Annotated in this window: 25 protein-coding genes and 1 pseudogene; 12 read left to right on the top strand and 14 right to left on the bottom strand. The window is 38.7% G+C overall.

From position 1 onward, the window contains the following. Both adeR and adeS read left to right on the top strand, forming a co-directional pair. Window positions 1-732, top strand: coding sequence for an efflux system response regulator transcription factor AdeR (adeR, locus tag AC4CUY_RS07290; RefSeq protein WP_419328268.1), 732 nt, complete (start codon window positions 1-3; stop codon window positions 730-732). Further along, the gene (gene adeS, locus AC4CUY_RS07285; protein ID WP_336954768.1) at window positions 722-1,813 is read left to right on the top strand and encodes a two-component sensor histidine kinase AdeS; all 1,092 of its coding nucleotides are present in this window, start codon (window positions 722-724) and stop codon (window positions 1,811-1,813) included. The genes adeR and adeS overlap by 11 nt, the downstream gene beginning before the upstream one ends. 167 nt (window positions 1,814-1,980) lie before the next feature. Here adeS and mobR read toward each other — a convergent pair whose 3' ends face one another. Further along, the gene (mobR, locus tag AC4CUY_RS07280; RefSeq protein WP_490773888.1) at window positions 1,981-3,663 is read right to left on the bottom strand and encodes a phenol degradation transcriptional regulator MobR; all 1,683 of its coding nucleotides are present in this window, start codon (window positions 3,661-3,663) and stop codon (window positions 1,981-1,983) included. A 406-nt stretch (window positions 3,664-4,069) separates the two neighbouring features. On the opposite strand from mobR, the gene AC4CUY_RS07275 reads away from it, so the two are divergent. The 8 genes from AC4CUY_RS07275 to AC4CUY_RS07240 all read left to right on the top strand — a co-directional run bounded on the left by AC4CUY_RS07275 (window position 4,070) and on the right by AC4CUY_RS07240 (window position 10,787). Further along, complete coding sequence (locus AC4CUY_RS07275) at window positions 4,070-4,360, top strand: phenol hydroxylase subunit (RefSeq protein ID WP_336954770.1); 291 nt, start codon at window positions 4,070-4,072, stop codon at window positions 4,358-4,360. An 18-nt stretch (window positions 4,361-4,378) separates the two neighbouring features. Then, window positions 4,379-5,380, top strand: a complete 1,002-nt coding sequence (locus AC4CUY_RS07270) for an aromatic/alkene monooxygenase hydroxylase subunit beta (RefSeq protein WP_490773887.1) — start codon at window positions 4,379-4,381, stop codon at window positions 5,378-5,380. 12 nt (window positions 5,381-5,392) lie between these two features. Continuing rightward, window positions 5,393-5,662, top strand: coding sequence for an MmoB/DmpM family protein (locus AC4CUY_RS07265; RefSeq protein WP_004721361.1), 270 nt, complete (start codon window positions 5,393-5,395; stop codon window positions 5,660-5,662). A 67-nt stretch (window positions 5,663-5,729) separates the two neighbouring features. After that, window positions 5,730-7,256, top strand: coding sequence for an aromatic/alkene/methane monooxygenase hydroxylase/oxygenase subunit alpha (locus tag AC4CUY_RS07260; RefSeq protein ID WP_004820631.1), 1,527 nt, complete (start codon window positions 5,730-5,732; stop codon window positions 7,254-7,256). 94 nt (window positions 7,257-7,350) lie between these two features. After that, window positions 7,351-7,713: a phenol hydroxylase subunit P4 gene (locus AC4CUY_RS07255; protein ID WP_483770029.1), complete on the top strand. Its 363-nt coding sequence runs from the start codon at window positions 7,351-7,353 to the stop codon at window positions 7,711-7,713. 11 nt (window positions 7,714-7,724) lie between these two features. Next, complete coding sequence (locus tag AC4CUY_RS07250) at window positions 7,725-8,786, top strand: NADH:ubiquinone reductase (Na(+)-transporting) subunit F (protein WP_490773886.1); 1,062 nt, start codon at window positions 7,725-7,727, stop codon at window positions 8,784-8,786. A gap of 124 nt (window positions 8,787-8,910) precedes the next feature. Beyond that, window positions 8,911-9,831, top strand: coding sequence for a catechol 1,2-dioxygenase (catA, locus tag AC4CUY_RS07245; RefSeq protein ID WP_490773885.1), 921 nt, complete (start codon window positions 8,911-8,913; stop codon window positions 9,829-9,831). A gap of 74 nt (window positions 9,832-9,905) precedes the next feature. Next, window positions 9,906-10,787 carry a SphA family protein gene (locus AC4CUY_RS07240; RefSeq protein ID WP_490773884.1) on the top strand — a complete coding sequence of 294 codons (882 nt, stop codon included), beginning with the start codon at window positions 9,906-9,908 and terminating at the stop codon, window positions 10,785-10,787. Window positions 10,788-10,979: 192 nt separating this feature from the next. Here the strand turns inward: AC4CUY_RS07240 and cntB are convergent, their stop codons facing one another. The 6 genes from cntB to AC4CUY_RS07210 form a co-directional block, all read right to left on the bottom strand. After that, window positions 10,980-11,936 (bottom strand): carnitine monooxygenase, reductase subunit CntB, encoded by a 957-nt coding sequence (gene cntB, locus AC4CUY_RS07235; protein WP_105712964.1) that lies wholly within the window; start codon window positions 11,934-11,936, stop codon window positions 10,980-10,982. 111 nt (window positions 11,937-12,047) lie between these two features. Further along, window positions 12,048-13,499 (bottom strand): NAD-dependent succinate-semialdehyde dehydrogenase, encoded by a 1,452-nt coding sequence (locus AC4CUY_RS07230; protein ID WP_419361247.1) that lies wholly within the window; start codon window positions 13,497-13,499, stop codon window positions 12,048-12,050. Between the two features lie 128 nt (window positions 13,500-13,627). Continuing rightward, the gene (gene cntA, locus AC4CUY_RS07225; RefSeq protein WP_336954777.1) at window positions 13,628-14,743 is read right to left on the bottom strand and encodes a carnitine monooxygenase subunit alpha; all 1,116 of its coding nucleotides are present in this window, start codon (window positions 14,741-14,743) and stop codon (window positions 13,628-13,630) included. Window positions 14,744-14,810: 67 nt separating this feature from the next. Next, a complete protein-coding gene (locus AC4CUY_RS07220) occupies window positions 14,811-15,764 on the bottom strand; it encodes an alpha/beta hydrolase (protein WP_419361250.1) in 954 nt (317 codons plus the stop codon). After that, window positions 15,761-17,416 (bottom strand): BCCT family transporter, encoded by a 1,656-nt coding sequence (locus tag AC4CUY_RS07215; RefSeq protein ID WP_419361253.1) that lies wholly within the window; start codon window positions 17,414-17,416, stop codon window positions 15,761-15,763. The genes AC4CUY_RS07220 and AC4CUY_RS07215 overlap by 4 nt, the downstream gene beginning before the upstream one ends. Before the next feature lie 42 nt (window positions 17,417-17,458). Further along, entirely contained in the window at window positions 17,459-18,571 is a 1,113-nt protein-coding gene (locus tag AC4CUY_RS07210) for a tartrate dehydrogenase (RefSeq protein ID WP_490773883.1), read from the bottom strand. Window positions 18,572-18,671: 100 nt separating this feature from the next. Between AC4CUY_RS07210 and AC4CUY_RS07205 the strand changes: the two genes are divergently transcribed. Next, complete coding sequence (locus AC4CUY_RS07205; RefSeq protein WP_419361258.1) at window positions 18,672-19,652, top strand: LysR family transcriptional regulator; 981 nt, start codon at window positions 18,672-18,674, stop codon at window positions 19,650-19,652. Window positions 19,653-19,727: 75 nt separating this feature from the next. Further along, window positions 19,728-20,561, top strand: a complete 834-nt coding sequence (locus AC4CUY_RS07200) for a DMT family transporter (RefSeq protein WP_490773882.1) — start codon at window positions 19,728-19,730, stop codon at window positions 20,559-20,561. 111 nt (window positions 20,562-20,672) lie between these two features. Here the strand turns inward: AC4CUY_RS07200 and AC4CUY_RS07195 are convergent, their stop codons facing one another. From AC4CUY_RS07195 to AC4CUY_RS07165, 7 genes and pseudogenes are all read right to left on the bottom strand, one after another. After that, window positions 20,673-21,857 (bottom strand): hypothetical protein, encoded by a 1,185-nt coding sequence (locus AC4CUY_RS07195; protein WP_490773881.1) that lies wholly within the window; start codon window positions 21,855-21,857, stop codon window positions 20,673-20,675. Window positions 21,858-22,234: 377 nt separating this feature from the next. Continuing rightward, window positions 22,235-22,957, bottom strand: a complete 723-nt coding sequence (locus AC4CUY_RS07190; RefSeq protein WP_419361262.1) for a tetratricopeptide repeat protein — start codon at window positions 22,955-22,957, stop codon at window positions 22,235-22,237. A gap of 164 nt (window positions 22,958-23,121) precedes the next feature. Further along, window positions 23,122-23,529, bottom strand: coding sequence for a hypothetical protein (locus AC4CUY_RS07185; protein ID WP_490773880.1), 408 nt, complete (start codon window positions 23,527-23,529; stop codon window positions 23,122-23,124). Between the two features lie 734 nt (window positions 23,530-24,263). Continuing rightward, window positions 24,264-24,452: pseudogene (locus tag AC4CUY_RS07180) on the bottom strand (hypothetical protein); the annotation flags it as partial. After that, the gene (locus tag AC4CUY_RS07175; RefSeq protein WP_419361268.1) at window positions 24,449-24,883 is read right to left on the bottom strand and encodes a hypothetical protein; all 435 of its coding nucleotides are present in this window, start codon (window positions 24,881-24,883) and stop codon (window positions 24,449-24,451) included. The gene AC4CUY_RS07175 and the pseudogene AC4CUY_RS07180, both read right to left, overlap by 4 nt. A gap of 2 nt (window positions 24,884-24,885) precedes the next feature. Next, complete coding sequence (locus tag AC4CUY_RS07170; protein ID WP_419328251.1) at window positions 24,886-25,179, bottom strand: hypothetical protein; 294 nt, start codon at window positions 25,177-25,179, stop codon at window positions 24,886-24,888. An 83-nt stretch (window positions 25,180-25,262) separates the two neighbouring features. Further along, window positions 25,263-25,526, bottom strand: coding sequence for a hypothetical protein (locus tag AC4CUY_RS07165; protein WP_419361271.1), 264 nt, complete (start codon window positions 25,524-25,526; stop codon window positions 25,263-25,265). Window positions 25,527-25,867: the final 341 nt, after the last annotated feature.

Genomic DNA, 25,867 nt, shown 5'->3' with positions numbered 1-25,867 from the left:
ATGGGCAATATTTCTTTTGCGTCTGATCCAGCCAGTAAACAAATTTTAGTCGTTGAAGATGATTATGATATCGGTGATATTGTGGAGCATTATCTGAAAAAAAACGGCTTTAATGTGCTTAGAGCGCTTAATGGACAGCAAGCCATCGAAATACATGCGCAGCAGCAGATTGATCTGGTGATTCTTGACGTGAAATTGCCAATCTTAAATGGTTGGGAAGTTTTAAATCATATTCGTCAATCCAAACAAACCCCTGTGATTATGCTGACCGCATTAGATCAAGAAGTGGATAAAGTCACAGCACTTAGAATCGGCGCAGATGACTTTGTGGTAAAACCATTCAATCCAAATGAAATTATTGCCAGAGTTGAAGCAGTATTGAGAAGAAGTGCGATGTCATCTCAGACGAAAGCCCAAATCATTAGCTTTAAATCAATTGAAATTAATACAGAAACACTTTGTGTATACATTATCAACGAACATTCGAAAGCACTGTTAAACCTTACCTTAACGGAATTTAAAATCCTTGCGTTGATGTCGCAAGCACCCTACAAAGTTTTTACCCGATCAGAATTAATGAACCATTGCTTGCCTGATGGTGATGCCTTAGAGCGTACTGTAGACAGTCATATCAGTAAATTACGTAAAAAACTGGAAGATCATCATCAAACCGACTTATTGATCAATGTCCGTGGTGTTGGCTATCGTTTAAGGCAAAATGATGAAACATAACATTGGAATTAGCCGCCAGCTGATTATCACCATGGCCAAAGTGAGCTTATTGACCACATGTTTTTCCTTGATTTTTGGCTATTTGACTTATTTTGTTGCCATCGAGTTTAAATTGGTCTCGCTAGAACAGTTAAATTCTGAAGATTGGTCATTTAATTTGATTGATCTGATCTGGATTTTACTGGTGACTTTATGCGGTTCATTAACCTCTGTTTATTTAGGATTAAAATTAGCGCAACGCTTTATCGCCCCGCTAAATTCTTTAGCCATTGCAGCAAGAGAAATTAGTTTGGGTAATCTTTCTGTAAGAGCGCAATTGGACAATCCCTCTTCTGTCGCTGAAATCACAAAGATGATCAATGATTTTAATCGTATGGCGGAAAAACTGGAAATCTCAGTCAACAATGCATCTATTTGGAATGCCGCAATTGCACATGAATTAAGAACTCCTGTGACTATCTTACAAGGTCGCTTACAAGGCGTGCTTGACGATATATTTACCCCAGATAAGGCCTTATTAAAAAATTTGCTCAATCAAGTTGAGCAGTTGTCATTTTTAATCGAAGATCTAAGAACCCTAAGTCTGGCGGATAATCAACAACTTCGACTTAACCTAGAATCAGTTTGTCTATCTGACGTCATTACACAATCTGTGAACTTACTTCAAGACCGTTTTGATCAAGCAAAATTAATCATTGAAACCAATTTATCGGATCAAGCCTGCTTTTTTGACCGACAACGGCTTGAACAGATCTTAATTGCATTATTTGAAAATGAAATTCGTTATGCACAGGCAGGGATTTTACGGATTAGCACCCAAAAAAAATCAGAAGGATTGGTTTTAACCATTGAAGATCAAGGACCCGGTATCGCAGATCAGCATATTCCCTTTATTTTTGATGCATTTTATCGACTTGAAGAATCCAGAGGCAAAAAGAATGGTGGTAGTGGTTTAGGTCTATCTGTTGTCAATGCAATTATGATCGCGCATGAAGGTCGCATTGAATATTCCAAGTCACAAGCTTTAGGGGGAAGTTGTTTTAGTATTTTATTTAAGCCCGACGATTTAAATAAAATATGAGATCAACATCCAAGTATAAAATCGACTTCATTTAAACAAACATTCAGCTAATCTATTTTAAATTGACAATTATAGACAGATCACATAGTGGCCAAATGCTGATCAAAAACCAATCTAAGCATATTTCTATGGCTATTGGTCTATAGTTATTGGGAGCAAATTCGATTTTAGCCTAGCGTAATTTTCTTTAAACGGTAATCCAATGTTGCCCGACTAATTCCAAGCATACGTGCAGCTTCTGATACATTCTGCTGGCTTTTATCCATTGCACTACGAATAATATTTTGTTCAAGTTGATCTAAAGAGAAATTCTCGCTAAATAAATCCTCTACATTGATCGCCGATTGTGCAGTTTCACCCACTGCTTCTAAATCTTTATGTTGTGGAAACAAACTTTCCAATTTAATTTCCTGTTGATGATCGGTCAGTAATGTGGCTCTTTCCAACAAGTTTTCCAGCTCACGAATATTGCCAGGCCAATCATATTTCATCATAAAATTTTTCGCTTTATCACTGAGCCCTTTTAGGGTTTTGCTATACATATTTTCAAAGCGTGCTAAAAAATGATTAATCAGCAAGGGAATATCTTCTCTTCGCTGACGTAAAGGCGGAATAATCACAGGAAAAATATTTAAGCGATAATATAAATCTGCACGGAATTTACCATCTTTAACGGCTTGCTCTAAATCCTCGTTGGTCGCAGCAACCAGTCTGACATCGACTTGGCGGGTGCGACTATCTCCTACCCGTTCAAATTCACCTTCTTGCAGCATACGTAATAACGCAGCTTGCGCACGTGGTGAAAGCTCGACCACTTCATCTAGAAAAATTGTTCCGCCATCGGCACGTTCAAATTTTCCCATTCGGGATTGCACCGCACCAGTAAATGCGCCTTTTTCCACTCCAAACAGTTCTGACTCAATCAGATCTGGAGGAATACAGGCACAATTCACTGCCACAAATGGCTGCGCTTGGCGCTGACTGCCATTATGAATACCACGTGCAAATGCTTCTTTGCCAACGCCTGTTTCACCCTGTAATAAAACTGCGACTTTACTCCCTGCTGCTTTTTTAAGTAGATCACAGACTTTGCGATAGGCAACCGACTCGCCTACCGCATTAAACATGGTGTAATCACTTTCAGCATCGGTATAAATATTTTTCTTTAATTGATTGAGTTCCGCCTGTAAGGCAATGATTTCGTCCGAGACAGCATCGGGTGACATAAAGCGAATCAACTCATCGGCATTTTCCCATTCACTCAACGGCTTTCCAATGATTCGACAATGTTCATCACCTTGAGCAACGCAATGTGTTTCCTGATAGATAATGGTCTGCCCCATGACAAAGCTGCTATAGCCACAGGCATAGCCTAATAACATCCAGCAAGCAGGTTGATCCGAAGCACCAAATTCACTTAAATGCACTTCTGCTTCAAATGAATTAAGCCAATTAAAATCAGCATAAAATTGTTTTAAATCATGGCTCAAATGCAGTTCATTGACTTCAACCTGCACCATGCCACGGATGCCATGCATTTGCGGTCCAGCCATAAAAGCTTCTGCTTCATTTAAATTTGGTCGTAGTTTTGAGGTTACTTCTGCATCGCGCATGCCAGCTTGATAACCACAACGAATAAAAAAGCGTTTGGTGCGTTCAAGCCCCAACATCTGATAAAGATCTTTTCTTAAAAAGCCCAGAATACTGGTATGCATCAACAACATCCGATTTTCATCAAACCAGATTTGTCCGTGTTGAGCATCAAAAACGATTTTATCAAGTAAATCTTGAATATCTTTGTTCTGTTCCAGTATTTTTTTATATACCTTCACATCTTTGGCTGAGGGCATGATATATCCATCCTTGGCTATATGTCGTTGTAAATACGATCTTGATATTACCTAATTTTGATCCAAAAGCTTCACTACCTATTCTTATATTTTCATACCTTTAAGGTATATTGTTTTAATTTTAATCGATATCAAGTATTTATTGGTTTTTTATAAGCATTAACTCGACCTTACCCATCAAAATCACTGTTTCATCTTTTGATGAAATCAGCATCTCTTTATGTTCATTATTTGATGAAAATAATGCTGCCATTGTTCATAAAATTATCATCAATAAATATTAAGCATTTGAATTTTAATTAAATTTTAATATTGGCACGACTTTTGAAATATCTAGAGCAAACCTAGCACATGAGCATGAAGCTCTACATCGAAATCTTTTTGATGTTGATAAAAGGATAAGCACATGATTGACGCTAAACAACCTACCGCATTGGTTAAATATATCCGTATTACAGGTGAGCGGAATGCCAAATTTGTAGAGTTCGATTTTGCCATTCAAGACCCGACGCTTTTTGTGGAACTAATTCTCCCCCAACAGGCTTTCCAGCATTTTTGTGAAATTAATCACGTCATTGAAATGACCGCAGAACAACAAGCTTGGAACGATGCGCAGGAAGATAAATGGCGTTATGGCATTGAACCGACTGTTTTAAATCATGTTCGCCAACATTCTGATCAAGAAGATCAGGCTTAATTCTACAAGGAGAAGCTAATGACTTTAGAAATTAAAACATCCAATTTGGAACCGATTCGTCAGACTTATGCGTATATCGAACGCCGATTTGGAGCCAAGCCCGCAACACGCTATCAAGAAGTCAGCTTTGATATTCAAGCTTCAACAAACTTTCACTATCGCCCATTATGGAAGCCAGACAAAACCTTAAATGATAAAACCCATACGGCTTTGCAAATGCAAGATTGGTATGCATTTAAAGACCCTCGCCAGTTTTATTACGGCGCTTATGTACAACATCGTGCACGTCTGCAAGATACAGCTGAAAGTCATTATGCTTTTTTTGAAAAACGTCAGTTGGTCAATAATCTCAGTGATGAAGTAAAACAAAAAATCATCCAGTGTTTACTACCTTTTCGCTATGTCGAACAAACGGCCAACTTATATATGATGTCAGGCAGTGCCTATGGTTATGGCACAGTCATCACCCAGGCATGTATTTTTGCAGCAATGGATCGCCTCGGTATGGCGCAATATATTTCACGTATTGGCTTAATCCTCGATGGCAATACAGGTGAATCCTTACTGCAAGCCAAACACGCTTGGCTAAATAATGAAACTTGGCAACCCTTACGTAAACTTTGTGAACAAAGTCTAACCGAACAAGACTGGTTCAAACTTTATATTCTGCAAAATCTGTTGATTGACAGCATGTTACAAGAGCTGGTTTTTGGACAGCTGGATGAGTGGCTGGTTGAAAATGGTGGGCGTGATATTGCCATTCTTACTGAATTTATGAAGGACTGTTTAACTGATTTAGCGAAGTGGTCAGACAGTGTTTTAAAAACTGCGATTTTAGAATCTGAAGACAATAAAACCCTGATTCAATCATGGATCACGGAATTACTACCCCAAGTTAAACAAGCCTTTAGTGCTTGGGCACAAACCGCACTCACAGATTCTGGGATTGATTCCGGTCTAAATAAGATCTCTGAACGTAGCAAAAAAGCCGGCAACATTTTACTCGATTTAGCAGCATAAGGATTTGCCATCATGACCTCTAAAGTTTATTTAGCATTGCAAGACAATGACACCTCACGCTACATCATTGAAGCGATTGAACAGGACAATCCTGAAGCAACAATTCAATATCTTCCCGCCATGATTCGGGTAGAAAGCACTGGCGAACTGGTGGTACGTGCAGAAACAGTATCAGAAAAACTTGGGCAAAACTGGGATATCCAAGAACTACAACTCAACATGATTACCTTGGGTGGCAATGTTGATGAAGATGATGACAGCTTTACCTTGAAGTGGAACTAAGCTGCACTTCCCCTAGATTTAAAGCATAAATAGCAGGCAGCTGCATGTAAGTTAAAGGATGATCAAAATGAATAGCCAAGCCAAAGTAAACAATAAAAAACTCAATGCCAAAGAACGATATCGGATACTCACCCGTGATCTAGATTGGGACTTTTCCTATGCAGATCGTAAAGATGCCTTTCCGTATGAAGAGTTTGAAGGCATCAAAATTACCGACTGGTCGAAATGGGAAGATCCTTTCCGTTTAACCATGGATAACTATTGGAAATACCAAGCAGAAAAAGAAAAGAAGCTATATGCCATTTTTGATGCTTTTGCACAAAACAATGGACAAATGAATGTTTCAAATGAACGTTATGTCAACGCGATTAAACTGTTTTTAACCGCGGTAACCCCGCTTGAGTATCAAGCGTACCAAGGCTATGCCCATGTTGGGCGTCAGTTCAGTGGCATCGGTGCACGTATCGCCTCGCAAATGCAATCGATTGATGAATTACGTCATGTACAAACCCAGATTCATGCCATGAGCCATTACAACAAGTTCTTTGATGGCTTCCAAGACTGGGCGCATATGCATGACCGTGTCTGGTACTTGTCTGTACCTAAATCATTCTTTGAAGATGCACGTTCAGCGGGACCTTTTGAGTTTTTATTGGCAATCAGCTTTGCCTTTGAATATGTCCTCACTAACTTATTGTTCGTTCCATTCATGTCGGGAGCAGCTTACAACGGTGATATGGCGACCGTAACATTTGGCTTTAGTGCACAATCAGACGAAGCACGCCACATGACGTTAGGACTGGAAATCGTAAAATTCTTACTGGAACAGCACGAAGATAATGTGCCAATCGTACAAGAATGGATTGATAAATGGTTCTGGCGAGGAACTCGCCTGCTGTCCATTGTCGGTATGATGATGGATTACATGCTGCCAAATAAAGTCATGTCATGGAAAGAAGCTTGGGAAACTTATTTTGAAGAAGCGGGTGGCGCTTTATTTAAAGACTTAAGTCGCTACGGGATTCGTATGCCGAAATATAGTGAAGTGATTAGCAAAGAGAAAGAACATGTTTCGCATCAAGCATGGTGGATTTTCTATAACTTCGGTCATGCAGCAGGCTTCCATACGTGGATCCCAACAGATGAGGAAATGGATTGGCTCTCAGAAAAATACCCCGACACTTTTGATAAATACTATCGTCCACGTTGGGAACTTGCTCGAAAAATGGAAGCTGAAGGAAAACGCTTCTATAGCGCGGGTTTACCTCAATTGTGCCAAGTGTGCCAAATTCCAATGACCTTTACTGAAATGGATGGTGACCCAACGCTATTTAGCTATCGCGATTCAATTTACAAAGATGAGCGTTACCACACTTGCTCTGATGGTTGTCATGACATTTTTGAACGCGAACCTGAGAAATATATTCAGGCTTGGCTGCCTGTACATCAAATTTTGCAGGGCAACTGTGGCGGTCCAGATTTAGAAAGTATTTTAAGGGATTATTACAACTTTAATGTCGGTGCAGACAATCTCGATATTGAAGGTTCTCCTGACCAACAGCGCTGGAAAAAGTGGAAAGGCAACGCAGCTTAAACCATTGTCCAAAAATTAAAAAATAAGCAATCGATGTTGTCTAACTCGACAGCATCGGTTCAAGGATTTACTCAAAAGTTTAAGGAAATACACCATGACTGTACAAGCGATTGTTGAAAAATATCAATTTGAACCACTAGACCTACAACAAAATTACGGCGAAAACATGCTGTTGTTTATTGGTTGGGATCATCACACCCTATTTTGTTCGGCACATGCTTTTGTGGTTTCACCAAAACAAAGTTTACAAGCCTTGATTGATGGGCAAATTCAAGCAGGTTTTGAGCAACATCCTGATTTTAAAAATATTGATTGGTCTAAAGTCAAATTCCGTTTAAACCGCAATCTTTTACATCCTGATTTTTCTAAGTCCCTAGAAGATTTGGGTTTTGATCATAAATCTCTCCTGCGCTTTGTAACACCTGATTTAGCGGGTTATCAAGGCACACATGTTTAAGGAGAACACAGATGAGCTATCAAGTCACGATTGAACCAGCAGGAACCATCATTCAAGTTGAAGAGGATCAAACCATTTTAGATGCAGCATTGCGTCAAGGTGTTTGGTTGCCCTTTGCTTGCGGACATGGCACTTGTGGTACATGTAAAGTTCAAGTCACAGACGGTTTTTATGATGTAGGTGAAGCCTCGCCTTTTGCACTTATGGACATTGAACGTGAAGAAAATAAAGTGTTGGCTTGTTGTTGCAAGCCCGAATCTGACATGGTCATCGAAGCGGACGTGGATGAAGACGAGGATTTCTTAGGCTATTTAGTCCAAGACTACCAAGCTAAGGTTATTGAAATAACGGATTTATCGCCAACGATTAAAGGTGTCCGACTTCAACTTGATCGACCAATGCAGTTTCAAGCAGGCCAATACATCAATATCCAACTCCCTAATATTGAAGGAACCCGGGCATTTTCAATCGCCAATACACCGAGCGAAGCAAATCTGATCGAATTACATATTCGTAAAGTGCAAGGGGGTGCTGCAACACGCTATGTGCATGATGAACTGAGTGTTGGTGAAGAAATGGCGCTTTCAGGACCTTATGGACAATTTTTTGTGCGTAAGTCTGATCAGCAAAATGTCATTTTCATTGCAGGTGGTTCAGGTCTTTCAAGCCCTCAATCGATGATTCTGGATCTTTTAGAACAAGCTGACACCCGTATCATTTATTTGTTCCAAGGTGCACGGGATGTTGCTGAATTATATAACCGTGAAAAATTCGAACAGCTTGTCAAAGAATATCCAAATTTCAGATACATCCCTGCCTTAAATGCGCCTAAGCCAGAAGACCAATGGACAGGGTTTACAGGTTATGTACATGAAGCGGTTGCCAATTATTTTGAAAATAAATGCAGTGGGCACAAGGCATATTTATGTGGCCCGCCACCGATGATTGATGCCGCCATCTCCACCTTGATGCAAAGCCGTTTATTTGAAAAAGACATCCATACTGAACGCTTTTTAAGTGCGGCAGATGGTGCAAATGGGCAATCACGTTCGGCACTTTTTAGACACATCTAAAGTTGAGTGGTTGAACCCTTAAATTATCCAATATAGCAACACCAGCGTGAGTGATCTGCACCGATTCCAGATCGCTCTCAAGATACTCATGCCAAATACTCATATCAATCAAAGGAAGATGATGATGAATAGACAACAAATCGATAGCCTCGTTCAGCAAATGAATGTCGCGACAGCAACAGGTGAAGTCAATCTGCGTGTTCAGCAAATCGTTGTTCGTTTACTTGGTGATTTATTCCAAGCCATTGAAGACTTAGATATGTCTCAAACCGAGCTTTGGAAAGGCTTAGAATATTTGACAGATGCAGGTCAAGCCAATGAACTGGGACTTTTGGCAGCAGGTCTAGGGCTAGAACATTACTTAGATTTACGTGCAGATGAAGCAGATACTAAAGCCGGTATTACAGGTGGAACACCACGAACAATTGAAGGACCGCTTTATGTTGCAGGTGCGCCTGAGTCCGTTGGCTTTGCTCGTATGGATGATGGCTCTGAATCTGCGCACGTCGATGCCTTAATCATTGAAGGCATTGTCACTGACACTGCTGGACAGATTATTCCCAATGCAAAAGTAGAAATCTGGCACGCCAACAGTTTAGGCAACTATTCATTCTTTGATAAATCTCAGTCTGCATTTAATTTACGCCGCAGTATTTTCACCGATACACAAGGTCAATATATTGCTCAAACCACCATGCCTGTCGGTTATGGCTGTCCACCTGAAGGTACAACACAAGCTTTACTCAATTTGTTGGGTCGACATGGTAACCGTCCTTCTCATGTTCACTACTTTGTCTCTGCGCCGGGTTATCGCAAACTGACCACTCAATTTAATATTGAAGGTGACAAATACCTTTGGGATGACTTTGCCTTTGCTACTCGTGATGGACTGATTGCTACTGCGCTGGATGTAACGGATCTCGCAAAAATTAAACAATACAATTTAAATAAAGCCTTTAAACACATCAAATTTAATTTCCAATTGGTCCAAGACGCTGATCAAGGCCCCTCTACAGAGGTTGATCGTCGTCGAGTAGCCGCTTAGTCAACAATGTAGTGATGCTTAATCCGTTTAACTACAGCTACCTGCAATAAAAATATCATTGAAAAGGATTTTCTATGAAACAATTGATGTTCAAACTTTCAATTCCACTAATGCTCGGTTTAACCAGTAGCATTGCCTGTGCCACAGAAAATGGGGCTGACTCATTTGCCCTCGGTGCCGAAGGTATGATGGCGGGCGCACTACCACCTGCTGGCGTGTATCTATTAAGCTATTATCAAAATTACCATGCCGGAAGTTTTGATAATGGCCCAGCGAATTTTCATTTAGATGTAAATGCCTTTATCCCCCGTTTGGTTTGGATGACAGAACAAAACTATCTCGGTGGTCAACTGGGTTTATATGCCATACAGCCTATGGTTGATCTCAGATTATCTGCAGCGGGGATGTCAGACCATAACACTGCCTTAGGTGATTTAATGTTGGGGTCAATGTTAGGTTGGCATCAAGGAGATCACCACTGGATTGCTGCGATAGAAACAGTACTCGCCACAGGTCAATATGATAAGGCCACAGCACAACAGCCTTTGGTCGCCAATATTGGCAAAAACTATAATACTGTTCGACCGATTTTTGCTTACAGCTATGCGCCAAAAAATGGTTTAGATATTTCAACTAAAATTTCTTATAGCTTTAACACTGAAAATGATGATACCCAATACAAATCTGGGGAATATTTTGCTGGTGATTATAGTCTTGGATATAAACTTACTGATCAGGTTAAAGTGGCTGTTGAAGGCTACGCTTTTAAGCAAACCAAGTCAGATAAGCAACAGGGTGAAAATATTGCGATGCGTGGACAAGTTTTGGCAATTGGTCCTGCAATACAATATCAAGATAAAAACTGGTCAATTGAAGCAAAGTATTTAAAAGAAACACATATTGAGAATCGCCCTGAAGGCCATACGAGTGTATTAAAATTTGTTTGGGCTTTTTAGTGGCTATGCTTTGCACTTAGCAATATTTGGTTTTTTGCGCAGATGCTCAAATGTAGTTGTTAAATCATACTCATAATCAGTCATTAACGCCGAATGAAATTCATTCGGCGTTAATTTAGAAACCGTCAATTCAGGTTAAAGTAAAGCTGCAATATATCAACATAAATCACTTCGGTTTACGCCAAGGATTATTTATAAATCTAATACCAATCTTTTGCCTTTAGCACGAGATACACAGATCATCATCGATTGCTGTGATGCCTTTTCATCATCACTCAAATACTGATCAAAGTGCTCTGCTTCACCATCTAGAATTGCAGTTTCACAGGTACCACACACCCCTTCACGACACAAACACTCAACATCGATATTCAATGCTTCAATCGCCTGTAAAATAGTCTGGTTGCCTTGAACTTCGACTTGCTGATTGGATTTCGCCAAAACCACAGTAAACGCTTCACCATCTTCAGGTACGGTTGAAGCAAATTGTTCCCAATGAATATATTCATCTCGATAACGATGAAAATTACAACGATCAATCACCGCATCAATCATTGGCTTTGGCCCACAGACATAAACGTGTGTGCCCTTTGGCTGTGCGGAAATTAATTGATCGAGGTCAAGGCATTTCCCATCTGAATCGACATAACTAAAAATATGTTCAGCATGTTTTTGTTTGAGCTCTTGCAGCAGTGCAGCATGCTCTGGCGAACGATAGGCATAATGCAATTCGTAATCTGCTCCTCGTGCAGCCAACTCATCCATTTGCGGCACAAAAGGCGTAATCCCAATCCCACCCGCAATTAAAATATGTTTTGCGCCATTTTCAGCCAGCGGAAATAAATTTTTAGGTTCTGAAATCAGAATTTCATAGCCTTCATTGCATTGCTCATGCATATAGACCGAGCCACCTTTACCTTCTACATCTTTGCGTACGCATACTTGGTAAGTGCTAAGATCCTGAGCACAGCTCATCAGTGAATAGGCATTGGAAAGCTGATCATTCATTTTAACAATGATATGACTGCCCCCATTAAACTGAGGAAAATTTTGTCCATCCTGACGTTTAAATGTAAACCGTTTGATCAATGGTGTAAGTTGCTCTACCCCTGTGACCACTGATGCAAACATTTCATAATGACTTGCCATGTCTAAATCCTCTTTACCACATGTTGCTTTTTTAAGTACTTATTCAAGCGCTTTCTCATTGGAGGGCAGCGTGTTGGATGATCATCAATGAATGTCCAACACGCCTTTATCCTATAGCCCTAAACACATATATTTAATGGTCATGAATTCTTCTAAGCCATACTTAGAACCTTCACGGCCTACCCCTGATTGCTTCACACCGCCAAACGGGACCACTTCATTTGAAATTGCAGTTGAGTTCATCCCCACCATGCCATATTCAAGTTGTTCTGCGACACGCCAGATTCGTGAAATGCTTTCACTATACACATAAGCTGCCAAACCAAAGATGGTGTCATTGGCTTGGGCAACCACATCTGCTTCATCACTAAATCGAATCAGTGGTGCCACTGGCCCAAAGATTTCTTCTTTGACAATTTCCATGCTTTGATCCACATCAGTAAGCACGGTTGGTTCAAAAAAGGTCTGTCCAAGTGCATGCTGTTTACCACCACAAGCCACTTGTGCACCTTTTTTACGTGCATCATCGATTAACTGTTGTGCTTTAAGGACGGCTTTTTCATTGATTAAAGGCCCTATCTGTACATTTTCTTCAAGACCATTGCCAATCTTAAATTTTTCAACTTCTTGCACAAATTTCTCAGTAAATGCCTGATAAACCTTGTCATGTACATAAATACGGTTGGCACAAACACAGGTTTGCCCTGCATTACGGAATTTGGCAAAAATTGCACCTTGTACTGCTTTATCTAAATCTGCATCATCAAAAATAATCAATGGCGCATTTCCACCGAGTTCGAGCGCAAGTTTTTTAATCGTGTCTGAACATTGCTGCATCAATAAACGACCAACAGGCGTTGAACCAGTAAAAGTTAGTTTTTTGACTTTTTCATGACTGGTAAATACCGCACCGATTTCTTGTGACTGACCTGTTACAACATTGATCACCCCAGCAGGAATCCCTGCCATTTCTGCAAGTTTGGCAATGGCCAAGGCGCAATAAGGCGTTTCATTGGCAGGTTTAATCACAATCGTACAACCCGCAGCTAAAGCTGGCGCAGCTTTACGGGTAATCATAGCGATTGGGAAATTCCAAGGCGTGATCGCTGCAACCACACCTACAGGTTCCTTGGTAATGATAAAACGCTGTTGATTATTGGTGGTAGGAATCACATCACCATAAACTCGCTTGCCCTCTTCTGCGAACCATTGAATAAATGAAGCAGCATATTTCACTTCACCTAAGGCTTCAGCCAAAGGCTTGCCCTGTTCAATGGTCATGATACGAGCCAGTTCGTCAGCATGTGCCAATACCAACTGATACCAAGCCAATAATAAATCTGCGCGTTTTTGTGCAGTTAAGGCTTTCCACGTTGCTAAGGCTTGATATGCAGCATCAACCGCGAGGCTTGCTTCTGCTGCCCCCATATTGGGAATACGCCCAATCTCTTCACCTGTTGCTGGGTTGGTGACGGGTACAGTGGCATTGGATTGTGCATTGATCCATTGACCATCTACCCATCCGCGTTGTTGAAATAGCGGACTACCTTGCAAACTTGACATGTCATGATCCTATGGTTTGAAAGCAAGGTACGGCTTCATTTGCCGTACCTTTAACTTGAGAGCTTCTCTAAAAATCACATGATTGAGCTGTTCGCCTCAGTGATGTTTTGAGAGGCTCCTTTAAATGATTACTTGTGATATTGCGCAACGAGGTTTTGGAAATAAGCAATACCGTGTTCACTAATCCCCGAACGTTGCTTATCCGTCATGATTCGCCCTTGACCGCGATAACCACGTGACTTTAAGCCACGTTGCACACTTTCAACCAGATTTAAATCTTCTGGGCGGAAGACATTACGATACCATTCAATCAAATCTTTTTGGTCTTGAGTCAGTTCTTCATTGGTAAAGTAAATATCATAATGTTGTAATGTCGTTTCAGCATCTACAGGAAATTCATAGATCACAGTCATGAAGTTACCGCCTGGTGGTACATTAAACATGGTGCAAGGCCATGTCCAAAAGCCACTAAAGGTTGGATCTTTCACAGATGGATCAAGCTTGAACGATTTTTCCGAAGAGCGTGCATAACCGTACTGCAAAGTCCAGTTTTGATGTGTGGTATGCCAATATTTATCCACTTGAACAGAATCTGCAAAGCCTGGATGTGCAGGTCCACAGTGATAACACTCCATATAGTTATCTACAATCACTTTCCAATTTGCAGGTGTCTCTGTCACAAAGCGTGCTGCAAGTTTTAAATCTTTGATGACAGCACAAGTTTCATTAAGTTTTTGGGCAAATTCAGGCAATTGATCTTCAACACAAGTGGCATTTTCATCCATGTTAATAAAAATAAAACCTGCGTATTCTTCAACTTTTACCGGTACCATCGTTGAGTTTTGTTTATCAAATGATTCAACATGATCACAGTTACGTGCCAACGCCAAACTCCCGTCTAGCTTGAATGTCCATGCATGATAAGGACAGGTAATTACGTTCTTCGCTTTACCACTTCCGCTTAACAATTCATGACCACGATGTGGACAGACATTATAAAAAGCCCGTAATACACTATCTTTACCTCGAATCACGATAATGTTTTCACCAATCACCTTACGAGTAATATAGTCATTGGCTTGCGCCACCTCACTGCCGTGTGCAACGCAAATCCAGCTTTTTGCAAAAATTGCTTCTTTTTCACGCTCAAAAACCTGAGAAGATGTATAGAAGACTTTTGGAAAGGTCCAAGCTACGTCCGGGTTTGAACAGAAATCTTCTGGTAATTTTTCAACTGCATTCATGTCTTTTACTCCATTAAACTCTTTTTTGTCCTAACGACCTTTTGATTAAAATTGGCTGATGTTCAAATCAATTAAACATTGGCTTTAACGAACTCAGCATGCGCTGATATAAATCTTGCACCACAGGACAGTCACGTACTAAACGCAAACTGCCATGTAGTAATCCTTTACCGAGATAAAATTCGGTTGCAATATTGGCCTGTTTTAACTTGTCAGCAAAAATACGCCCATCATCACTGAGAGGGTCATACTCAGCGACGGCAATAAAACTACGGGGCATATCGGAAAAATCCTGTGCCAACAGTGGTGATAAACGTAAGTCCTGCCAATCGCTTGCATTTGGCGCATAGGCTTTCAAGTAATCATGCATATCTGTTACTGACAGTAACGGTGCATCCGCTTTCTGCTGACAGGATGCCGTATCAAAACGACTACTCAAACATGGATAAACCATTGCAAGACCACAGGCTTGAGCCCCTGTATGTTGTAATTGCACTGCAAGTGCAGCCGCTAAATTACCGCCCGCACTGTCCCCCATCAAAACAATTTTATTTGGGTTTATCTTCCATTGCAGACCATGTTGATAGAGCCAGTGATATACTGTTTCACAGTCTTCATATGCAGCTGGAAAATGATGTTCTGGTGTTAAGCGATAATCCACACTCAACACAGCAACATTTAAATCACGACATAAATAGCGAGTGATAAACTCATGTGAATCAAGATTCCCCACCATCCAACCACCACCATGAAGATATAAAATACATGGCCAACCTGTTGCTGGTGCTTCACCCAGTGGTGAATACAACCGAACATTCACTGGATGATTGAGCTGCGGCACAGTTTTATCTTCAATATTGACCGTACCATCACGCGGTAAGGTGTAATGTAAGCACATCGCATCATACGCAGCCCGAATAGAATCGATATCATCATCCGCAGGCGAATAAATGCTGCTCCAGTACACCAGACTTTGCATTTCTTCACTCAATCTATAGCGCATGCTCGGTTGTTGTGTCATGACAATTCCTTTTGACTGGTTTTATCCGCAGTGGGTTCAATTGCAACATCAATGTGCATATGTTTATTTGCATCTGTTTGATCTAAAGATTCCAACTCGCTAAAACTCATTTGCTCAATCAGATGGGATGGAACCTTTGAATAATCCTCAATCAACCATTTCACCAAGCCATAGGTCTGTATCAAAATAATCACAATGAATGGCAAGGCAGTCACAATGGTCGCAGTTTTCATGGTGTCCAAAGGCGCTTTAGAGAAAATCATCGCAATCGGAACAAGGGTTAGCATCACACACCAGAACAACCGCGCATTTGGTGATGGGTCTTGCCCCTCACGTAAACCGCGGGTACACGTTGCTGACACCGCATAACCCACAGCATCCATATGTGCTGCAAGAAAAATCACCATAATTCCAAGGAAGATCCACATCATCAGTTTGCCAGCAGGCAATAAACCAAGCAGTTGGCTAATCGCAACTTCACCGCCTTGTTGGCTTAAAACTTGTGGCACATTGACCATACCGTGAATAAAGTTATAGACACTGTAGTTTTCAAACACCCCAAAGATGAACCATAAACCAACGCTACCGCCGATGACCATGGCAAGAATCACTTCTTTGATGGTACGTCCCTTTGAAACACGCGTTACAAATAACGCCACACCCGGTGCATAAGAAATCCACCATAACCAATAAAATACGGTCCATTCACGGGTGAACTTTCCATCGCCCATTGGGTCGGTAAATAAACTCATATCGACAAAATTGGTTGCCATTAAGCCAAAGCTCATCAGCGAGTTATTCATAATGAATTGGGTCGGCCCAAAGCACAGCACATAAATCGCAAACAACACCACACCTAAACACACCATATGGCTGAGACGTTGCATGCCCTTATCCATTCCCACATAAGAACTTAGGGCGAATAAAATCGATACTGCAAAAATAATCACCACTTTGGTCATAAAAGTATTGGGAATACCTGTCAACTGCGACAAAATATTGGTAAAGGTCACCGCAGTCAGCACCAAAGAAATCGTTAAAGCACCGAACATACACAACAAGAACATCAGATCGACAAGACGCCCAACAGGTCCGGTTGCCTTAAAGCCAGTGACCGCTTCAATCATTGAAGCCAAACTCAAGCCTTTATTCTTTCTGACATGGTAGCTATAACACAGTGAAATTGAAGCTAGCGCATAGATCGACCAAGCACTCAATCCCGAATGAAAGAATGAGTAAGCAACGCTATATTTCAATGCTTCCGCTGATTCAGGGGTTAAATTTAAACCCGGTGTTTGATAATAATAAGCCCAGTCTAAGAAGCCCCAATATAAGGTCGAAGAACCAATACCCGATAAAATGAACATGAAAATCCATGACATGGTAGTGTATTGCGGCTTACCTTCACCTAACTTGATTTTTCCATATTTACTAAACGCCAAAGCAAAGGTAAAAATAATTGACAAAAATGTAAATAACAGCACTGGTGTGGTAAAAACAGATGTTGTCCACTTCATCCATTGAGCAGCAAGCTGTATAGATTCAGTTGAGTAAATTGCCAAACCAGCCACCGAAATAAACACTACGGCAAGACTGGTTATTGCAAGTGTCTTATCTGTATAAAGTTTTGTATTTTGATTATCCATATCCATTCAATCCATCTTGGATCCTGATTGTTTATTCCCTAAGGGCGATTACTCCATCGCGAATAAGTTCATTTTTTGATGTGTTACAAATGCTGCAATCGCATCTCCAACTTCGCACGTTTTGGCTGTTCCACCCACATCTGGTGTTTTCGGGCCATGTAACAATACATGTTCAATCGCCTGCATAATCTCTTGGCCTGCTTGAACCACCTGTTCGTCGCCATCTGCCAAGAAATCCAACATCATTGCACCAGACCAGATTGCAGCAATTGGATTGGCAATTTTTTGACCATAAATATCGGGTGCAGAACCATGTACAGGTTCAAATAACGATGGGAAATTACGTTCTGGATTTAAGTTTGCAGAAGCGGCTAAACCAATCGTTCCTGTACATGCAGGTCCCAAATCCGACAAAATATCACCAAATAAGTTTGAAGCAACCACCACATCAAAACGTTCAGGCTGTAATACAAAACGAGCGGCCAAAATATCGACATGCTGTTTGTCTGCCTTGATTTGCGGATACTGTTTTGCCATCGCATCAACACGTTCATCCCAGTACGGCATACTGACTGCAATACCATTTGATTTGGTTGCAGCGGTAACTTTTTTAGCATCGCGTTGATTGGCAAACTCAAAAGCATATTTCAAAATGCGATCTACACCATGACGGGTAAACACAGCTTCTTGTAAAACAAACTCACGCTCAGTACCTTCAAAAGCCTTACCACCAATCGCAGAGTATTCACCTTCGCTATTTTCACGGACCACGTAGAAATCAATATCTCCTGGTTTTTTACCTGCAAGTGGGCATTTCACCCCAGGCATTAAACGTACTGGACGTAAATTCACATATTGGTCAAAACGACGACGGAACTGTAGCAAAGACCCCCAAAGAGAAATATGATCTGGTACTTTTTCTGGCCAGCCCACAGCACCAAAGAAAATTGCATCGTATTGCTGTAAAATTTCAAACCAGTTGTCTGGCATCATTTTGCCGTGTTCAAGATAATAATCACAACTTGCCCACTCAAATGCATCGAACTGTAGCGCTATGCCATATTTGTCTGCAGCAGCCTTTACAACCTTAATCCCTTCTGGTAGAACTTCTAACCCGATTCCATCGCCTGCAATCGTCGCAACTTTATACTTTTTTGCCATAACGCTCCCTTACACCTTTGGTTAATATCCTTAGAAGTAAACATGCTATTTTCAGCAAAAATGATCAATAATAAAACTATCACCCCAATGGACACGGATCGTGAACAATCTACCTAACCTATCGGATTTAAAGGTTTTTTGCACAGTAACGAAACGCAAAAGTTTTGTTGCATCTGCGGAAGAACTGGGTGTTTCACCTGCATTTATTAGTAAGCGCATCAATATTTTAGAAAACAATTTAAACTGTAAATTGTTTCATCGCAGTACCCGTCATGTCAGTTTGACTGAAGATGGCAAACTGATTTTGGAGAGAGTTGTTCATATTTTGAATGAGTTCGATGAAATCAGTGAGTTAGTCAATAACCCATTGAGTACCCCTACTGGACATCTGGATATTGTCAGTAGCTTTGGTTTTGGACGCAAACACGTCGCACCGATCCTATCGAAGCTAATGACCATGTATCCAAAATTAGAAATTCAGTTTGATACGATTGATAATACGAAAGATTTAATTCAACACAGTATTGATCTAGATATTCGGATTGGTAATGAAATTGCACCCAATATGATTGCCAAAAAAATGGTTTCAAACTTCCGAATTTTTTGTGCTGCACCAAGCTATTTAGTCAAAAATGGTATGCCTAAAAGCTTAGATGATTTGCGCAATCATGATTGCTTAACCATCAGTGAGCGTGATCAATCCTCGGTGTTATGGAAATTACGACATGCTTCGGAAGATATGTCCGTACATGTTACTCCTCGCTTTATTTCCAATAATGGTGAAATTATTCATCAATTGGCAGTTGAAGGTCATGGCATTATCTTACGTTCAATTTGGGATGTTGCTGATGAGCTGATTAGTGGTCAGTTACAGCATATTTTGCCTGAGTACTGGCAAGATGCCGATGTATGGGCAGTCTATCCTTCACGGCTAAAAAGCTCGTCTAAATTACAGACTTGTATCCTGTTTATACAAAATGAACTGCTCCATCGATTGCAGCATGTTCAGAACCTATCGCGTGGACAACAGGTTCAAGCGGTTGAACTGACTCAACCGAATACAGAAAAAGTATTTCTATAATTACGATAAGCTGCCTGCTTTCTTTTTCCATCAACATCATGCACATTAACCCGATCATGAAAAAGCAGGTAGCATATGAGTACGGCAATATTTGGCCTTATTTTAATCGCAGCGGCATTTCACGCCACTTGGAATGCTATTGTAAAAGCAGGCTCAAATAAATTTTTAACCACTGTATTGGTGACTACATCAGCAGCAGTTTTAGCAGCGCTACTACTGCCCTTTTTCCAGCTACCACATCGCGCTAGCTGGCCTTATATTTTAGCCTCAACGGGAATACAAATTCTCTATTTTGGCATGGTTGCCAAAATCTATCGTGTCGCTGACATGGGACTAAGCTATCCACTGATGCGCGGTACTGCTCCGCTTATTGTGGCAGTTTTGGGGACATTTTTGCTACATGAAACACTGGAATTCAATGCGTGGGTTGGGATCATTACCATTTCGATTGGCATTTTATCCATGATCTTAGCAAGCTCTCAAACGGGACGAAAAGGGATTGGTTTAGCCTTACTCAATGCGGTCTTGATTGCTGGCTATACCTTGGTGGATGGTCATGGGATTCGTCTCTCAGGATCACCCATTTCTTATATCTTATGGAGCTTTGTGCTCTCAGGTCTGATCTTTTTTATATTTGCCTTGAAAATGCAGTATCGCCAGATGGGTGATTATTTTCGTCATAATTGGCATTTCGGTTTAATCGGTGGGATTGGCTCATTTTTCTCTTATGGACTCGCATTGTGGGCGATGACACTTGCACCAGTTGCGATTGTTGCCGCACTGCGTGAAACCTCAATTTTATTTGCTACGCTAATTTCGATCTTTATTCTCAAAGAGCAAGTTAATACGATACGTATTATCTCGTCATGTATTATTTTAATCGGGGCATTGGTCCTAAGAGTTGCCTAATACTAAAAGCCGTTTATTCCTAAGTACCAACTATTCCTAAGAGTAGCTGGCGTAGGCAGAACCGAAAGAACCAGCCTTTTTAAATAGACTGGTTGATCTTCAATGTTAATTTTAGAAGTAATAACCAAGTGATAAGTAAAATAATTTATTCCACTGATTACTGTCGCCTTGTGCTAGACCATTGGCACTCCCGCCTGTCATTGGATCATTACGACTCCAAATATATTCACCCTGAATTCCTACGGCCTTGTAATTAAAATACACCCCCGCAATTAAACGATCTGAATCTTGATAGCTCTTCTGATCTTTAAAGAAACGGCTATAGGACAGATAAGGTTTAATATTTTCTAACTGATAAAAAGGCTGTGCCAAGGTGTAATTAATTTCATTGGCCATAAATTTACCTTTATTGGCCACTTGGTAGGGATAATCAAATGCCCCGATGGTTGAGCTATTTGGCAGTAGATTATCGGCATTTTTAATGTTCTGTTCACCTGCAAGGAAAAGCCATTGCCATGCTTGATAATTGGTTGTACTAAATACACTCCATGTACTTCGATGACCGTCTTGCTGCGTGCGATTATTTTCCAGATCTGAGTACCAGAATGAACCACCAATCTCAGTTGAAAACTTTTGCGCTGGGTCCAACTCAAATTTTTTAGATAAGCGAGTCACCCACATATTTTTTTCATCGATATCTGTGCCTTGGCTTAAATCATCGGCTTGAACAAAGTTGCCACTATAGCGACTTGCGTCTTTGGATGTCCCTGTATAGTTACCACCATCTGTTGGGTAAAAACCTAAAATAAAATTGTATTGATCATTTTTAAACTGATACTTCGCACCTAGATTTTGAATATCTTCTAAACCAACCGTATTTAACAAGGTTTCATAATAACTGTTAACCCACAGTCGACCAAATCCAAAATCAACTGATTGAAAACCCACGGTAAAGCGTTGTTGGTCTGAAATTTTATATCCAGCCCAAGCATCTTTTAAAAATAATCCATCACATAAACGGCTGTATTGGTAACAGCGTAGATCTAATGAGGCAATCCAATTTGGATTTTCATAACTCAATACTGTTTTAATATCTGCAAGCTGCCAATCCTTGTTTTTAGAACCTTCATTTGCCTCAACGATATAATCTTTGTACATATATCGGGTACGGATTGCGCCAGAAAGTTTAAGTTCACCTGATTCTGTTTTAGGGTCACCTATACTTAAATCTGCTGCAAAACTGGGCATGCTGACCAAAAGTCCCATTGAACCTATAAATAGAAATAACTTCTTCATTGTTGTACATCCTTGTTTAACCTCATATAAAAATGAAGAGTTTATGTACAACAAACAATGGGCAAACTATAAAGTCGGAATTTACAGACTGTGTTTAATGCGGATTGATTAAATGATAGTAAGGGAGTAAAAAATCTGTGATTTTTAGGTTTTATTGAAAAACCAAACTTATGACAACGATTCAAATCAAAGCGTCTTAAAATCAATAAAATCGTTTTAATTTTGATTACATGCAGCTAACTTTAATGTACTTTTATAAACAGAAATCTGCCAGACATTAATGTCATCATAGCTTAATGGAATACCTGCCGGAGTCTTTGCGAATTTTCCTAATGGATATAAAATAATTAGAGAAAAATCTTCTCTAAAAAACCTAACTATAGGTATTTTTTAATTCTATTTGGCACTTTGCTTAAAAGACCTAATTTTTTCATCTCTGCATAATATAGAGCGTAGTTTTTTCTAGCGATCGGTTCATTTTTTTGTGCGACATAAATATCGGCTATATTTAAGTAAGCTACTGCTCTACTTGGATCTAGCTTTATAACATGGTTTAAAATGCTTAAAGATTCATTATAATAACCTAATTTATATAAATAAAATGCAGAATCATTGAGCTCTTGAATATCATTTTTGCTATATACAGGCAATTGACAATTTATACTTTTAATTATTTCATCTATTTCTAATTTCTCAGACTTTTTCAATTTCTTTAAATTTTGGCTTGTTGAATAATTCATATAAACAACTGTGCCTCTTCCCCCACCTACATCAGCCTCCCAAATAGGTAGATCCTTTTGCTTATCCCACTTTCCAGCACACATACCGCTTAACATTGTTGGAATAGCATCCACAATCACTTTATTTTTATTATTGATAATTAAACAGTAGCGTTGATCATGATCTGAAATCGGTAAGGTCAAAAAGTTATATTTTTTAGTGATGTATGAATATTCAGGAAAGACATCTTTCAATGAAAGACTAAAATTTTCATCACTTAAATTTAGCGGACTACAATTTTTATAGCTTAAAAAATCAGGAGTTGCATATACTGTAAAAATTGTACTACTTAACAATATAAAGAACGTTTTCTTTAGCATTATGGTTGTCCTAGTGTTTATAACTTTATTATAAGTTCAGGTTCATTGATTGGCTCATAGAATTTGTTACTTTATAAAGTAATTTAGAGGCTACATGCTGTTTAAATTTTCTTGAGCTTATAAAGTATAGTCATGGGTTTAAATTGAGATATTTTAATTTTGTTTTAAAATAAAAAAATGATTGTTGAAATTAGCAAACAAAATGATGAAATAGGGATATTTCTTGTAACAGACTTATACCATTTACCATGATCTCTGAATAATAAATTAAGGTTTTTATCATTGAGATTAGGAGATAAAGGCAAGTATCCTTTAGAAAAAACTGAGTTTCTTTTAAGTATTTTTAACTCCCTAAATCTTAAAGCAGCAATAGCTCCTACAGCCATTTCTATTTGTAAGTGATTCGCCCAATCTAATTTTTTATAATATTTGGGATCTCCAAAAAATAGATTAGAGAGAGAATGAAGATTTTTTTTAACATATTTATAGCTTTTAAATACAGCAATTGGATAGCTAACAAACAAAAGTAAGGTTGTGATAGTTAGTATTATTTTTAAAGTATTTTCCAGCATTTTATTTAGTCATCCATTCTATACTTCGATCAGCACCAGATCCAACCATTTCACCTAGCCAATCTCCGGCTATTCCTCCAGTAACAGCGTAAGCACCAATAACGACTAGCTCAATATCATCTCTATAAATGGGCTACGACAAAGTTGAAGTCTTGGTTTTTGATATAAGTTAATTTTCAATATTATTTTGGCACGAAGAGTAATATCGTTAATATTGATAAGCAAATAGACGAAAAAATTATATTTTGTACAACAGACTTATACCAATCTCCATGATTCTGTAATAATAGATTAAGGTTTTTATCATTGAGGCTAGGTGCTAATGGTAATAACCCTTTAGAAAAAACTGTATCTCTTTTTAATACTTTTAGTTCTCTGAATCTAGCTGCCGCAATAATTCCTATTGTTGTCTCGATCAAAAAAAAATTAGTTAAAGCTAACTTTTAAAATATTTAGGATTTTCGAAAAGTAATTTAGATATAGCACTAAGATTTTTTTTAACATATACATAACTTTTGAAACTAGAAATCAATGCACAAGAGATCCAAAGAGACCCAACTACTGCAAAAATTATTTCCAAATACTTTTCTAACATTCTAATTAATCACTCTTTCTATATTTTTATCTACGCCATTTCCCATAATTTAACCAACCTTACCTCCCCCTATTCAAACAGCAACAATGCAGCATCTCTATAACGATTAATCCAATACCACCTGTTCCGACACTTATAACTATTGCGGTGCAAAGCTATTTGGTTCATAAACATAGAGCTTAGTATAATCAGTTTGAACTTTCGATGATTTCACTGATTCCCATACAATCAGATCACCATCCCGACCAAACAAGTTTAGACTGTAGGCTGATTGGTAATTCTAAAATAATCGGCGACCAAACACATCATAACCATAATCAGTAATTATTTACAAAGATCATCACCCCATTTATTGTAAGAATACAAAACACCATCGACATTATTTTTTGGTAATTTTCCACCTTTAAAATCATAAAGTTCCCCATTCCCAACAATTACTACATTGATACGATTATTCAAACCTAAACAATATGTATTAACGCCTACTCCTTTTCCTTTAAGCATCCATCCATCTTTTTCTAATAAATTTGTTATTTCTAATATTTTCTGACTATTATTAGAACCCTTTAGATCAAAATATGAAACTTGTACTTCTGCTCTTCGTAATGAATCAATAACGTCCAAATTTTCACCTAAAACAGTTTTCATTTTTTCATCAAAATGGTATTTATCTGAAGGTTCATTATAAATTTTATTACTACTGCATCCTATTAAAGTGATCATAGAACATATTAAAAAACTTAAACTGCAAAATTTCATATTTAATCCCTAATTTTTTCTGTAAGAGAGCGGCCTTGACCTTCAACACCATATCCAACATTAAAATCAGCACCTGGAGTACCAACCCCAATTTCAAAACCTTTCATCGTTTTAGAGGCAAAATAAGCTTTAACTTTTTCACTAACCGATGTAGAACTTGTATCAATAGGTAATACTAAACCTGCACGTACTCCCCATATACCACCACTTGCACTTCCTGCTAAACCAGTTAAAAATGCATCTGTATTATTTACTTCACAATCCTTTACTGGTTTATTAAAAATATAACCTGCCACAACTAGCCGAAAACTTACCTTTTAATTTTGTAAGATCAGAAGCACCTAGTTTTTTACTTCCATCAAGCACCATCACAGCATTCTTACCTACGCCGAAGTAAACCATTTTTAGCACTTATTAAATTTCCTTGTAAATAATACAAATAACCTAGTGAATAGTGGGCTGGTGAAAAACAATAATTAGCGGATTTATTTAAATAAAACTCAGCAAGCTCATAATTTTTCAATCTATCTTTTCCAATCAAATATGAATATCCATCATAATAATCCACATAATAACTACCTTTCATTTTTTTAATATCTTCATCAATTTTATTTTGATTTCCCTGCAAAGAGTATAAACTCATTATCATTATTTCCTTTTCATTAAAATCATCAACTTTAATACATTTAGCATATAAAATATCAGACCAAGTTAAAAAAACAAAATAACATATAATCTCATAAATCAACTCAGCATTAAAAAAATAAAAAAAACAAAAATTAATAAAAAACAAATCTGTATAAAATATAAAAATTTTAGTCTTTTTGCATAAAAATTATGATTATCAAAATTTTTAAAAACTATTTTATAAAGATATTTAGTATGTTGAAAACTTTTCAAGTTGAAACCCAAATAATCTTTTGCAATATTTTTACTAATAAAATATTGAAACAAATAAAATCGAACTATACAAAATAAAATAAC

The organism is Acinetobacter sp. 778_lipA (genome assembly GCF_058242985.1).
Note: the sequence above shows the minus strand (reverse complement) of the source record. Positions and strands in the feature narration are given on the sequence as shown.